This is a genomic window from Tenacibaculum sp. TB-53, from assembly GCF_059716285.2.
In genome coordinates, this window is the sequence record NZ_CM202790.1 from 3304110 (window position 1) to 3318333 (window position 14224).

Annotated in this window: 16 protein-coding genes; all 16 read left to right on the forward strand. The window is 28.8% G+C overall.

Going from position 1 to position 14224, the window contains the following annotated elements:
- Positions 1-32 precede the first annotated feature (32 nt).
- The 16 genes from tssD (AC3VJB_RS15025) to AC3VJB_RS15100 all read left to right on the forward strand — a co-directional run bounded on the left by tssD (AC3VJB_RS15025) (position 33) and on the right by AC3VJB_RS15100 (position 14222).
- Positions 33-818: a type VI secretion system tube protein TssD gene (gene tssD / locus AC3VJB_RS15025; protein ID WP_437823820.1), complete on the forward strand. Its 786-nt coding sequence runs from the start codon at positions 33-35 to the stop codon at positions 816-818.
- Positions 819-824: 6 nt separating this feature from the next.
- A complete protein-coding gene (locus AC3VJB_RS15030) occupies positions 825-2372 on the forward strand; it encodes a hypothetical protein (protein ID WP_437823822.1) in 1548 nt (515 codons plus the stop codon).
- Positions 2369-3121 carry a hypothetical protein gene (locus AC3VJB_RS15035; protein WP_437823824.1) on the forward strand — a complete coding sequence of 251 codons (753 nt, stop codon included), beginning with the start codon at positions 2369-2371 and terminating at the stop codon, positions 3119-3121. Before AC3VJB_RS15030 ends, AC3VJB_RS15035 begins: the two co-directional genes overlap by 4 nt.
- 58 nt (positions 3122-3179) lie before the next feature.
- Positions 3180-3377: a hypothetical protein gene (locus AC3VJB_RS15040; protein WP_437823825.1), complete on the forward strand. Its 198-nt coding sequence runs from the start codon at positions 3180-3182 to the stop codon at positions 3375-3377.
- A gap of 25 nt (positions 3378-3402) precedes the next feature.
- Positions 3403-3792, forward strand: coding sequence for a hypothetical protein (locus tag AC3VJB_RS15045; protein ID WP_437823826.1), 390 nt, complete (start codon positions 3403-3405; stop codon positions 3790-3792).
- A gap of 2 nt (positions 3793-3794) precedes the next feature.
- Positions 3795-4445 carry a hypothetical protein gene (locus tag AC3VJB_RS15050; protein ID WP_167712369.1) on the forward strand — a complete coding sequence of 217 codons (651 nt, stop codon included), beginning with the start codon at positions 3795-3797 and terminating at the stop codon, positions 4443-4445.
- A 149-nt stretch (positions 4446-4594) separates the two neighbouring features.
- The gene (locus AC3VJB_RS15055; RefSeq protein ID WP_437823828.1) at positions 4595-5248 is read left to right on the forward strand and encodes a hypothetical protein; all 654 of its coding nucleotides are present in this window, start codon (positions 4595-4597) and stop codon (positions 5246-5248) included.
- A 26-nt stretch (positions 5249-5274) separates the two neighbouring features.
- Entirely contained in the window at positions 5275-5868 is a 594-nt protein-coding gene (locus tag AC3VJB_RS15060; RefSeq protein ID WP_167712367.1) for a hypothetical protein, read from the forward strand.
- A 12-nt stretch (positions 5869-5880) separates the two neighbouring features.
- A complete protein-coding gene (locus tag AC3VJB_RS15065) occupies positions 5881-6594 on the forward strand; it encodes a hypothetical protein (RefSeq protein WP_167712366.1) in 714 nt (237 codons plus the stop codon).
- Between the two features lie 49 nt (positions 6595-6643).
- Complete coding sequence (locus tag AC3VJB_RS15070) at positions 6644-7486, forward strand: C40 family peptidase (RefSeq protein ID WP_437823830.1); 843 nt, start codon at positions 6644-6646, stop codon at positions 7484-7486.
- A gap of 244 nt (positions 7487-7730) precedes the next feature.
- The gene (locus AC3VJB_RS15075; RefSeq protein WP_437823832.1) at positions 7731-8249 is read left to right on the forward strand and encodes a hypothetical protein; all 519 of its coding nucleotides are present in this window, start codon (positions 7731-7733) and stop codon (positions 8247-8249) included.
- 382 nt (positions 8250-8631) lie between these two features.
- A complete protein-coding gene (locus AC3VJB_RS15080; RefSeq protein WP_281980564.1) occupies positions 8632-9126 on the forward strand; it encodes a hypothetical protein in 495 nt (164 codons plus the stop codon).
- Positions 9127-9430: 304 nt separating this feature from the next.
- A complete protein-coding gene (tssD, locus tag AC3VJB_RS15085) occupies positions 9431-9829 on the forward strand; it encodes a type VI secretion system tube protein TssD (RefSeq protein ID WP_073184365.1) in 399 nt (132 codons plus the stop codon).
- A 131-nt stretch (positions 9830-9960) separates the two neighbouring features.
- Positions 9961-11805: a type VI secretion system Vgr family protein gene (locus tag AC3VJB_RS15090; RefSeq protein WP_159495468.1), complete on the forward strand. Its 1845-nt coding sequence runs from the start codon at positions 9961-9963 to the stop codon at positions 11803-11805.
- A 21-nt stretch (positions 11806-11826) separates the two neighbouring features.
- A complete protein-coding gene (locus tag AC3VJB_RS15095; RefSeq protein ID WP_366844455.1) occupies positions 11827-13443 on the forward strand; it encodes a PAAR domain-containing contractile injection system baseplate protein in 1617 nt (538 codons plus the stop codon).
- Complete coding sequence (locus AC3VJB_RS15100; protein ID WP_047790823.1) at positions 13440-14222, forward strand: hypothetical protein; 783 nt, start codon at positions 13440-13442, stop codon at positions 14220-14222. Before AC3VJB_RS15095 ends, AC3VJB_RS15100 begins: the two co-directional genes overlap by 4 nt.
- The last annotated feature ends 2 nt before the right edge of the window (positions 14223-14224 follow it).

The window sequence follows — 14224 nt, forward strand, 5'->3', positions numbered from 1 at the left end:
TAGTTAGGAAGAACCCCGAAAATTGCCTAAAAATGAATGTTAAAGCAAAGCTATTTGTATGTGGAGAAGAACGAGAACTTTTCAATACAAATTTAAATTACAATCGACTTATTGATTGGAACGGAAAACCTACCTCTGCCTTAATGGGAGGAACCATCTCGGTTACATTTGAATCGCAAATGTATGATGATAGTTTTTTAGAGTGGATAATCGCAGACAGAACCGAAAACAAAAAAATACCATATCCTTTTGACTTATATCAGTTAAGAGACGGTAAAATTGTTTTTTATCAAGATGATTATGACGGATTAGAAATTTTTGAATACAACTTTCAAGATGGTACACTCATCAATTACCATGAAAAGTTTTGTAATCAGTCAGGTATGCAGGTTACTTTAACCATATCTCCTGCCATGCAAGACTACCGATTTTTTAATAACTCTAGCTGGAGTAAAAAAAGTACTACACGTTATATAAAACACTGGCAAGAAAGTTTTATACCAATAAAAGAAGCTGCACCATACAAAGCTAAAGAAGATACAACACCACGTTTTACCTGTTATTATACCGACCTTGAAGGTAATAAACAAGCAGAACCACATACAGGAGAAGAAGTGTACTTAGTATTGAAGACAGAAAATGCTATAGGACAAACAATAGATATCGATTTGAGTAACCATACCAAAGATTTTATATATAACGATAAGGTTATAGAAAACGATATTATAAAAGATTTTAAGGTAACTAGTAGCGAACATAAATTGAAGTTACGTGTAGTTGTTCAACAAGAAGGAGAAAGAGAAACAATACAAAATTAATTAGCTATGGCAACATTAACCGTAAAACCAAGTAATACTCTGAAAATTAAAACCCAACGAGTAAAAAAAGCTTATTTGGCAAAAAAAGAGATTAAAGGTACTGAGAAAACAGGAGAAACTGAAAGTTATACTTTCAAAGGGAGCAATAATACAAGTACAAAAGCTCGTAAGGAAAAGATAGCAACAATTATTTATAAAAACATTAAGGGAGGTTTACAAAAAAAGCAACAGCAGACAACAGTTGCTCACATAGTAGAAGTACTTAAAAAAGACTCATATACAAAAGGAGATTGTATTGATATTCCTTTAATTCTGCCAAAAATAGAGTTTACAAAACTAGCTAATGCTAATTTAGGAGATGAGGTGTATATGGTAGTTGAAACCGAAAATATGGCTAATAAACGCATAAAGTTAAGTTTAAAACAAGCCGAAAAAAATTGTTTAGTAGAAAAGGATAGTTCTATTGTTTTACAACAAGATGGTAAAAAAGCTAATGTTATTGAAACGTATGTAAGCAGATTTGCAGAGCAAAATAAAAAGAACATATCAAATGCCGAAGATTTTAGAAACTTCGCAATAGACGCAGTTACACTATCACCTAAGGATGAGAAAGATCAGAAAAAATACAGAGAAGCTCTAAATAAAACAACAGATAAAAAAACGAAGCTGTTTATGGTTGTAGATGCAGAGTCTGCAAATCAAAATTGGTTTGAAGTAAAATATGAGGAAATTTTTGATAACCGTCCGAACTACTGGTATTATGGAGAAGGAAATTGGTTTGAGTTAGTATATCAGAATACCATAAATATTTACCATACTGGAGAAATAAGTAAGCTGGACTTTAAAGGATTAAAAGAAGTGAGCTATGTCTATTATGATAAAGATGGAGGTAAACATAGTTTAGGGAATTTTGATGTTATTGAGTCTCAAAGATGGGTTGATGGGACAAAACATGAGTGGAAAACAAAGAAAGGAGGAGAATGGAAAAAAGTGACAATAGGAGCAAGAACTCGTTATTATAAAAAAGATGGAAATTTAAAAAACCCATTAATAACCCCTTTTAAAGGTAGCCCGAAGGTTTTTAAATACTCAGATTCAAAAAATATCAATTTTGCTTTATATGAAGATACTTCAAGAGAGTATTTCAATCCAGAGGCTTTTGCTACTTTAATTGGAGCGTTGGCAGAGGTTAATTATGTAGATGTTGTTTCTAATGGTTCAGTTGCAACAGATGGTACGGGAGCTTATAGTGTTAGCCATTTTAATGGGTTTAATATGGATTTTAAATATTTAAGAAAAGATAAGAAAAGGGCTAAAATAGATAAAGATTCAAAAGGTAATAAAATTCCAGTAATTTATGTAAATAATAAAGATTTAGATATTGAAAGACAAAATACTTTTTTAGATGCTTTACATAAGTTTGGATGGGGGGATACCATTAAAAATCTATCAAATAAAACACATGAAAATAAAGATTTGAATCATTGTAAGTCAGATAAACATCATAAAGATCACTTACATATTCAAGGGCTTAAAATAAAATATAAAAAATGATGAAAAGTATATTTATTCTATCGTTTCTTTTTTTAACACAATGTACTACCAGTGTAAATAAAAAAGAAGATAAAGGGAACGCTAATAAAGAGGAAGTAAAGAAAAGTGATAATAAAAGTTTTGCTTATAAAGTAAAGTTTATAGAAAATAAAATTTTTGAAAATAACTGTGATAAAGATATTGTAGAAGAGCAAAATACTATTAAAAATATTGAATACTATATTCAATTAAATACTGATAGTTTAAATGTTCTAAGTCCTGATGAAGATAGATTATTATATAAAACAACAATAGAAAAAATAAATAGTTCAACTAAAAAGTATCAGCCTTCTTATTATTATTTTTTGTTAGAAAATAAAGATGAAGACATTAAAAGGACTTTTTTTTCAGAAAACTATCTATATGAAAGAGTAAAATCTAATTATAAAGAGATTGACTTTTTTATACTGTTAAATAAAATATTTGATGAAACTATAGAAGGAGACATTAGTCCTATAGGTTACAATTTAGAATTACTCACTTATAATAACATTCAGAATAAATTAATAGATAGAGTAAGGTTGGTTACATCTGGGATTGGGTTAGAAGATGTTTCTTATCATGAGTGTTTTACAATAGATTCTAATAATATTATTGTTTATAGTTATAATTCAATGGAGGATGAATCTATATTTATAAGAAGAGAAATAATGTTAAAAGATGATGGAATGTTTCATGAAAATAAAGCAGAAGTAGAAGTTTCCAACTAGGAGAGGAGTTAGAGTCTTGAATATTTTAGATTAGTAAAAAACTAAAATAGATTTCAATATGAAATACACTAAATTAATTATTCTGTTACTATTTATAAGTCTTACAAATTGTAAAATAACAACAAAAGAGGGTAATGATATAGTACAAGGAAAGAAAGAAATACAATTAGTAAATGTAGATAGAAATGACTCCAAAAGTAATACAGAGAAAGACATTTTAGGGAATACAAGAAATACAAAAAAAACTAGAGTTTGATATTAAAGAGGTCTTGAACAAGGATATGATAGGACTATCCTTTAATGAGGAAGAGAATGAGGTTTTGAAAAAATATTCGTATGATGTTTCAGGAGCTTGTTATTCTTGTGATATAGCTAATATTAAATTTAATTATAAGGAATTAACCTTAACTAATATTTGTGAAGATTCGGAGGAGAAAGTTTTTAAGGTTGAAGGTATAGTTAAAAAAGGAAGAGCTTATGAGATATTCTTTATTCAAGAAAACAAAAAAATAAGATTATTTATAACTAAAATAGAAGAAGTCCCGATTTATGGTGTTCAGTTAGATGCAAGTTTTCAAGAAATAGATAACTTTCAAATCAATAAATTTTATATAATTAAAAAGAACTTAAAAAAGCTAGAGATTCATGATTGTGGGGAGTTTGAAGGATAGAAATGAAATACATAAAAATAATATTAATCTTAATCATTATATTTTCTTGTAAAAGAAATGTAAAGGAAAAAATATCAAGAGAAAATCTTAAAACTAAAGAAGTTGTAGATGAGAAACAAGTTTTAACTTCTGAAAATGGAAATTATAAATTACCAGAATATTATAATAGAACTTCAAAACTAGGTATAGGATTAGTTAAGACTAAGAAAGATACTTTGTTTTTTAAAAATAGTATTAATAGTTCTTTTCAAAAAGAAAGTATTTATAAGCCTAAATCGATTATTCCAATCTTTTTTAAACCAGATTATAATATTTTTTATACGGTATGTGTCGAAAAAATTAATAAAACGTATAAGATTTTATCAGCGAATTCGAAATATTTTTTTGTTCAAGAAAGAGATTTTGAATTTATTTCTTGGGAAAACTTTTTAATAGAAACAGTAGGGATAGAAAATATGGATTGGGGTAAAAACCCTTTAAGAGAAAAACCTAATTCTAGCTCAATTAAATTACCAGTTAAATCAGAAAATGATTTTGTTATAAATGAAACTCAGGGAGACTGGATTGAAGTAGAAAACGAAGACAAAGATAGAGGGTGGATAAAATGGAGAGAAAATGAAAAACTTCTAATTGAAATATATCTATTAATGTAATCATTAGAATAACGAGAATCTTTGATTGATGGCTTTAATCTTCCGCTCATGATGAAATTAATTGCTGTGATAAATATAAAAAGACATTATGATTCAAGACTATGACAAAAAGTTCATTAAAGAGAAAAAGTAGTTTAATAATACTACTTTTGATAGTTTTTATCTCATGTAAACAAAATAATAAAAGTTTCTCAACTAGAGAAAATATAAAAAATGATACCCTTTTCTTTAAAACAGACAATATTTATGGGGATGAATGGTTGTTTTCTGATAGAGAAAGAGCAAATATTTGTAGAGTTTCTTCAAGAATAAATGATACTCTATTTGAGGCTAAACATTTTATCATAAAAAGTAATAAGCTTTTATCAAAAGGGAGACTTCGAAATATTGAAGGGGCTACACCTTTAAGTTCTAGTTATGAAGGTACTTGGTTTTATTATGGAGATGCAGATATTGGATTATATAAAGTAGGAAATTATAAGAAAGGAATAAAAGAAGGGAGTTGGTATGTGCCTTATGAAGATACCATTCCTGAAATATTTTATTATGAGAATGATAATATTATAGAGTATAATGATAGTATTGAGATTTTTGATGATGGAAAAAAAATAATAGCGAAGGGAAAAGGTGTAAGTAGTAGTGGTTTGCCTAAGAATACATGGTGGTTTTATTTTTTTAATTCTAATATTAAGTCACAAAGAGTTTTTTCAGAAGAAGGCGATAAGGTAAAAGTAGTTTACAGAGACTTTGAAATTACAACTAATAAACTAATTGAAGAAGGAAGTTTTGAAGAGGAGAGATAAGTTAAAAACTACTTAAAAAAGTAACAATGAAACGAATTACATTTTTAATCCTCTCAATATTATTAGTATTATCTTGTAAAAATAATACGTCTACCTCAAAACAAATAGTTAAGCCAAAAATAGAAGAGAATGACTTAATAAAAAACGAAAAAAAGTATGAAAGTAATTGTTTTGAAATTACAAATAGGTTCTTACCACTTCCTATTAAGGGGGGTGATGAGCTAATGACCTTATTAATTGAAAACGATATTGAGTCAGTTGAATATAATTGTGATTTTGATGAAGTTCTAATAAAAAAACTATGTAATACAGATAGTAAGTCATTGTATTTTCTACCTAAAAATGAAAAATTCACTCTTGCTATCTTATCAGATGAGTGCGGAGATAATAATCATTATTTACTATTGTCGTTTAAAAATACTGAATTAGTAGACTACATATCGGTTTACCAGTATTATGAAGAAATGGAAGAGGAGTCTAAGAGAATTATTACTGATTTTAAAGTTACTGAAGACTTTAAAATATCAGTTTGTAAAAAGAAGTTTAAGGGAAGAGATCTTAAATCTGAAATAAAAAAAATGTATGAAATTAACTCTTCAGGAAAGTTTATAGAAATATAGAGTATAAAATTGTTGTTTAAATATAAATACATATCATTTTATATAATAATACTGCATTTTTTTATTAATTGTAAATTAGGAGAAGGACAAACAAATTTAAAATCACCTGATAATATAAATGCTACTATTGAAAATGACTCTATAATAAATATAGATAAAAAGAAGAATGATTTTCAAAAATGTATTGGGAGTATACCTAACTATAGTAAAATTAAACTAGAAAAAAGTATAAGAAATTATACAAGAGAGGATGATTCAGGGTACTTTTTAAAAAAAGATAGCTTAAATATTTATGATAAATGTGTTCATTCTTTTTTTAATAGTAATAAAACAGAACATGATAACGGTAACTTTTTTTATAATATAACAGAGAAAAAGTACTATCCTTTCTTTAAACAGGTAAAAGATGATTACATTACCATAGGAAGTTTTGTCCAATATTATGGAGAAAATGATATTCCAGGAGTTAGTTTTCAGTTAAACATATTTAACCACGATGGAGAACAAATAGATTATTTAATTGTTTATAATCGTTTTAGTTTTGAATTGGTTTTAAAGTACGATTTTATATTTAATGATAAATTATCTGAGATAATAATAGATAAAATAGAAGAAAATTGGCTGTTCTTAGATGAAGAAGGAGAAATAATAGGTGAAAGAGATACTCCAAAAGTAAAAAAAGAAAAAGAGACTTATAAAATTAGTAGTTCAGGATTCATTAAGTAAAATAGCAAAAATAAAAGCAGACAATGACTTAATCAGCAATACAATTTATGTGGGAAAAACTCTAAATATTGGCTCACAACCTAAAAAAGAAAAAACAGGAAATAAAGTGACTTTTAAAAAGTTAAAGTCAGCAAATTTAGGTGATGAAGTTTATGTAGTTGTAAAAACATTAAACTTAGCAAATAAAAAAGTTAGGCTAAATGTAAAGCAAGGAAAAGGGGAGAAGACAAAACTAGAAACTAAAGAAAAAGGTTTAATGTTACAGCATGATAAAGGTACAACTACAGAAGCTGAAGCAGTAGTTGGAGCTTATGCAAAAGATAATAAAATAACCAACAAAACTGATTTTAAAGATTGGGCAATTTTTAAAATAATCTTAGGGGATAAAGATACCAGAAGAGAAAAAGAAGAGTTAGATAAGCTTAAGGATAAAAAGGCATTTATGCACTTATTAGTTGATGCCCACACTCCTAATGATATAAAGGTAGTGTATAATGGAAGAAATCCTGATAAAAACGGAGAACCAGATAAAAGAACTACTCCTAAGTATTGGCTTGATATAGATGGTAAATGGTTTGAGTTGGGGAAACAACAAAGAGCTCCCTGGATGGAGTTTGCAGAACAAGAATATGAAACCTTTAAAGGTATAAATGAAAATAAATCACCATTAAAAGAACGAATCAAAGATTATTATCATAAAAGTACAACATTAGGGAAGTCGCATTACGGAAAGAAAACAGAGTGGACAGATGTAGTATCATGGTGTGCTTCTTTTGTAAATTGGTGCTTTGAACAAACTAAAAACTATAAAGGAACTAATGAAAGTAAAGGAGGAAGTTATAATTCATTAGCCTTTGATTGGACACCAAAAAATTGGGAGAATGGAGAATAATGCGAAGCTTTTTATGGAGCAGTAATAACATTAAAGTATTCCCATACAGCTTTTATAGTTGGTAAAAACACAAAAAAGAATAAGTATGTTTATTTAGGAGGGAATCAAGGAGGTAAGAGTTCAGGAGAACAACAGATTAGGTATGGTACTGTGACTATTGGTAAAGAAAAATCGATATCAAAACCCAAAAATTATAAAGTCACAGATGAAGAAAAAAAGCTTAAAGAAATGACTGTAAATGCAGATGGTTCATTTAAAACAACAAGATAAATATATTATGAAACTCCTATTGTTAATTTTGATTTTTACATTTTTTTCTTGTGGAAAGAAAGGAAAAGAGAGTATAGAAGTTAAAACTTCAAAACAAGTTGAAATAGAAAGTTCTATCGAAAGAAAAACAAATAAGAATAATTCAGATTGTTTTCAAAGTAAGGATAGTGTAAAAATATCTTCTCTTTTGCTAAAATTTAGTAAAGAATATTTAAAAAAGGATATGTCTGAATACTTATCTGAAAATTACATAGAAACATTTGAAAAGTTTCCCAATGAACTTTTTGAACAGGCTTTAAAAAATGATGCTAAGCCAACCTTTGAAATAAAAGAAGATGATGTTGACTGTAACCTATTACCCGTTTATTATAATTATATGATTAAGATTATAGGTGATGGAGAAGAATATTCTAGTGAAAGCACATTGATTTTTTATTTTATTAAAACAAAAGAGGGAGAGATTTTATTGGAAGGTATGGGGGCAGCTGGTTAATTGTACTATTGCATAGTATGACCTTTGCTTTAAAGTAAGTTAGGGTAACTTTTTATAAAAATTCTAAAATACTTATTTAGGTACAAAATAGGTGTATTATTTTATTACTCACTTAACTAAAGGGTAGACAACTAAACTCGAACATTTTTTAATTTTACACAAGTATATTATTAGTAATTGCTGTCAGTCAATATAAAAAACTTACTACTTTTGTGTAACTGCTAAAAAGAAGAATAAATCTAACATTCTTATATTTTGAAGAAGAAAAAAGAGCTACTATAAAATTACAATATGGTAGTAACCAAATTAAAATTTAATACAACTCTTTCTTCATTATAATTATAAACGTGTTAGTAGCAGTTTTTCAATTAAATTTATATGTATGATTTTTAAACTGATATTTAGAAAAAAATTAAAAGAATTAAAAAAGAAAGAACAAGGAATAGAGCTAGAAAGAAACCGTTTAAAAAAAGTTAAGTATTTATTAGATGAACGAGTAGGTGAAGAAGTAAAATGTGTAATAGAAACAACTAATAAAGGTGTAGAAGTGTTAGTAGCAATAAACTCTAAAGAAAACGAAATAGAAGTTTTTGATATTGATACTATGAACACGCCTCCAGTTAAAGAATCTGGGTTATGGGTGAAGATGTGGGACAAAATGAGAAGTAAAGAAGTTTTTTTACAAGATAGAAATGGAAAAAACAAGGGCTTCGAAGAAGTTGCAATGATGCATTTATTTAACTTGATTGATAAAGCCACAAAAGAAAAAGTTAGTTGGAAAGTAAAAGATATTAAAGATTATAATGATAAAGATAAACTCATTACTTTATATGAAAATATGGGGTTTAAAATAAAACACTTTTCAAAAGCCCAATAATTTTAAAGAGCGTAAAGTCAATTTAATCAGTAGTAGTCTTTGTTTAGCTAAGATTGTTAAGGTTTCTTGAGAAAATACTTTAAGAAAAGTAACAATTTATTTACATAAAAATTTGGTAGTAAGAAAACTATAGTATAAATTTACACCACACAAGGCAATATTTGTTATCTTCTTTCTTCTTTTAGAATGGCGCCAAAAATAAAAAAAGAGAAGGTTTTATATTGTTTAAAGCTTTCTCTTTTTTTATTGAGAAAGCTCTAAAAAGTATTTTAAAATTAATTATTAAACCCAAAAAAAAGAAACTATGGGATCATTTAGAGCAAGTTTCGAATTCGCAGGAAAAGAATTCGACGTATTAGAAGCTGAGTACAGCTTAAACAGAAACACAGACACAAAAGGTAAGCCATCTTCAAGTGTAAACGGAGGAAGAGTTACTTTAACTATTGAATCTACATCAGATACTTCTGTTATCGAGGCAATGGTAAATAGCCAGTTTAAGTCTGTAGATGGAAAAATTGTTTTCAAGAAAACAGATGAAGATTCAAAAATGAAAGAAGTAGAATTTAAAAACGCTTACATCGTTTACTTCAAAGAAGAATTAGATGTAAACAACGAAATTCCAATGAAATTAACAGTTACTTTCTCAGCTGAAGAATTATTAATTGGTAACGCAAACTTAGATAACCGTTGGCCAGTAGCTTAATGAGAAGGACTAAATAACATTTAGTTTTATATAATTTATTTATTAAAGACCTTCTCTTTATTACAAAGGAAGGTCTTTTTTTGTTTAAAAAATAGCATTGAAAATTATTCTAACAAAGAAAAAATACCCCCATGCATAAGATAAAAGAAGAAGCATTAGATAAACAAATTACTATAGATGGTAATTTTGTAAAGAGCTATAAAACAATTACAATAAACCAATTCTTATACCAGCACCATACTTTTGAAGTCGTGGTAGACATAGAAACTGTAGAAGAAGCAGGAAGTTACACCTTGGAAAAATCAAAAGAATGGTTAGGAAAACAATTAACAACTAACGTTTCTGGTAAAGCATTTATAGGTGTTGTGTTAGATGTGTCAATGCGCCATAATGAAATAGGTTTACACGGTGAATTAATACTTAAAGGATTATCTCAAACAGTTTTACTAGAAAATGGAAAACAACAGAAATCTTGGCTAGAAAAAGATTTGGCAAGTATTATTTCAGAGATCATGGATACTACCGCTATAAAAAACAAGATTAATCCAGCATACACTTCAGTAATTCCTTACCAATGCCAATACGCAGAGAGCGATTATAAGTACCTACAAAGATTAGCATATCAGTATAATGAATGGTTTTATTTTGATGGAGTAGACGTTATTTTTGGAAAGCCAGAATCACAAGGTCAAAAACCAATAGAGCTAGAATACAGTAAAGACTTAAAAGAGCTACAAATAAAAACGAAAACGTATAATCCTACTTTAGCAACTTATAGTTACGATTCATTAAATGATCAGTTTTTTGAAGGAGATTTAAAAGTAACTAACGAAGGATTAAACGATTTAGCAAATACAGCACTTAAAGCATCAGAACAAGTTTATAAAGAAGTAAAAGACTTTGGTGTAAGTGATGTGTTTTTACAAGACAAATCATCATTAGATGAGTATTTACAAAAACGATTACAAGGGTTAAGTGCAGGAGGTAATGTGCTTAAAGCAAGTGGAGGAGCGAAAGGACTAAGTTTAGGGAGCGTAATTAAAGTAAGTGCAGCAAAGTATGACGAAGGAAAATATACTGTAAAACAGTATGGAGAATATATTATAACACAAATAAGCCACTTTGCAGATGTAGGAGGAGCATATTCTAATACTTTTGAGGCAATTCCAGCAAACACAAAAAGCTTACCATTAAACGAAAATATAGCACCAGCTGTAGCTAATAATCAAGTAGCAAAAGTAGTAAGTAATAAAGACCCAGAAAGTAAAGGGCGTGTACAAGTTCAGTTTTACTGGCAAGAAGCTATTGGAGCAAAAACAGATTTTATTCGTGTAATGACCCCAGATGCAGGGAGCAGTGATCTTACTAAAACTAATAGAGGTTTTGTTTTTATTCCAGAAGTAGGAGACCAAGTAATGGTAGGTTTTGAGCATAACGACCCTAACCGTCCCTTTGTAATGGGAAGTATGTTTACAGGTAAAAATGGAGCAGGTGGAGATGAAGAAAATGTAAGAAAGAGTATTATTACGCGAGGTGGACACACTATTGAGTTAGATGACACAAAAGATAAAGAGAAAATAACCATAAAAGACAAAGACGGAAGTATCATAACCTTTGATACTAAAGAAAAATCATTGTTTGTTCAGTCTGCTGAAACTATGGAGTTTTCTGCAAAAAATGTAAAAATAATTGCTGAAGAAAATATCGAACTACAAGCAAAAGGAGAAATAAAAACAGCATCAGAAAAAGACACTTCAATTTTATCTCAAGGAGCAATTAAAGCTCAGGCAGATAAAGACGCTAGTATTACAAGTAGTGCAAATGTAGCCATTGAAGCAAGTAGTAAAGCTACTATTAAAGGGCAAAACACAACTATTGAAGGTCAAGCGGCAGCCGAGTTAAAAGGACAACAAACAAAAGTACAAGGGCAAATGACTGTTGTACAAGGAGCAAGCGGTAAGTTTGATATAATGTAATCTTTTTAAAAACTAAAACATATGCCAGGACCAGTAGCAACAGTAGGTAGTATGCATGTATGTCCTATGTGTAGTGGAACCACTCCTCATGTTGGAGGACCAATAGCACAAGGAGAAACAAATGTATTAGCCAATGGTAAACCCGTAGCCACCATAGGTAGTATGTGTACCTGTGTAGGACCACCAGATACCATAGCACAAGGGTTTCCTAATATTTTAATTAATGGAAAACCTGTAGCATGTTTGGGAGACCTAACAGCCCACGGAGGAACAATAACAGCAGGAGAAGCTAATATTATAGTGGGTAGTGCTGCGCCAGTTCCTTCAGTTAATATGCCTGTAAACAAGATACCATTTCCAAAAATTAGTATTGTGGATAGGTTAGCTCACAATAGTAAAATAAAAGAAGCGGAAGAAAATCAAGAAAAGCTAAAAGAAGAAGAGCAAGGAGAACCGCGAATTTATAACTTACAATGGCTAAAAGAGAAGAATATAATACGGAAGTCAAAAGTGTTAAAAGAAGTAACACTTCGAGCTTATGTGTATAATATACCAGATGGAGAAAGTATTACGTTTAAAGTAAAGAAACCTGTTGAAACTACTGATGAAAATGGTAGTACAACCACAAATGAAGAAGAAGTGGTTGAACTAACAGGTACGGTACAAGATAAAAAAGTAGAAGTTACTTGGGAAGTTGAAGATGCTTCGGAAGAAAAGGAAAGTACCAATAATGAAGGTAGTAATTCAAATTCTAATACAAAAGAAGCGTGTAATTCAACACCATCACCTAGTAATCTAATAGTACCAGCTTCTGAAGAAGAAAAAAAAGACCGTTTTGTTGAAGTAGAAAAAGGAGAGGTTAAAAAAGGTAGTTGGATTATAGAAGAAGGAAACACAATTATTGTTAATAGGAATGGAAATAGAGCATATGATTGGGAGTATGCAGATGTTCCCAGTGAAGCTAAAATGAAGAAAAATGGGATGTCAGATCATGATATTTTTAATGTGAAGTTAACAAAATCTTACCCAGAAGCATATTTAAAAGCAGAAATGAAAGTTACTCTTTGGTTGTTTTCTGATCTGGAAGATGGTTTTGGAGAAAATGGAATACAATTAGCTAATCACTTTTTTTCTGGAGGAGGAAAAGATTTTGAATTTAATCAAAATTCAAACCCTTCAAAAGAAATACGTGATTCAAAAAGGTTTAAGTCTTTTTTGTCATCTTTAAAAAAGGAACTTAAAGAGAAATATAATAAAGATGGTGTTATAGATAATGATTCTACAAAGAATACATCTTATAAAATAAAAACTTCACTTCCTTACTATGGAGTATCATCATCATTAAACCCAAATATGAATGAAGCAGCAACATTTATTGGAGGTATTCAAGGTTGTTTGGCAAAATATAGAGTGTTAAAAAATGAAAAGACCAATGAAGTAAAAGTTGAAATAGATAGGGTGATATTTCTTGATACTTTTGGAGCAGGATGGGAAGATGGAGGAGCTAATGGTATGGCTAAGCAATGGGTGCCAGGTTTGGTGGCAATGTTCTGTTTACAACATTTTAAAAATGTAAATAATCCTGAAAAGTATAGACCTTTTACAGTGTTTGTAGATATTAAACCTTCGGAATCATGAATTTAATTTTTCTTTCTCTAGTTGTTATTGTTGTAATTTTCATTCTTTTTTTTATTAAAAAAAAGAAGTCAATAAAAATCGTACTGTCTCTTTTGTTACTTTCAACTGCTTTTTGGGTATATCTTTTAAGTGAGAGGGAAGTAAAAAATAAAAACTCAACTTTTGAAATAAAACATGTTACAATAAATGATTATTATGCAGATTATGTATTTAACTTTAAAGGCAACTCTGATCAAATAGAAAGCATATTTAATTATGTTTATGATGACATAAAAAATAGAAAACTAAAACAAAAAAAGAAAGTCCAAGAGAAGATTATATCGGGAAGTGCAATGGCGGATAAGTCAGCTAAAAATGTAGTTAATAAAGCTTCAGTAACTAAAGAAGAAATAGAATCAAGCTTTTTTGATTATGAGCTTTTAAGGCCTGTTGAAAATGCAAACCCCAATGATAGAGAGAACTTAATATTTAAGTTTATAATAGATAAGGAAAAAGGAGATATAGAAAGTATTATATCAAAATTTACGAATACGGAGATAAAAAAAGAGGAGTATAAAATTGAATCAGTAAATGATACTTTATCTAACATATATTTAGAAGATACATTATTAAATTATAATTCATTTTCTAAAAGCTTAGAGTTGGCAAAAAAGAACAAATCTCACTTTACTTCGAATATTTACAATTACGATGTTTTATGCAAAAACAAATTTATTTTCAGAATAAAATATTTTGAAAGAGGAAAACATCTTAAAGTACTTTTTAAAAACAAAAATTAAAA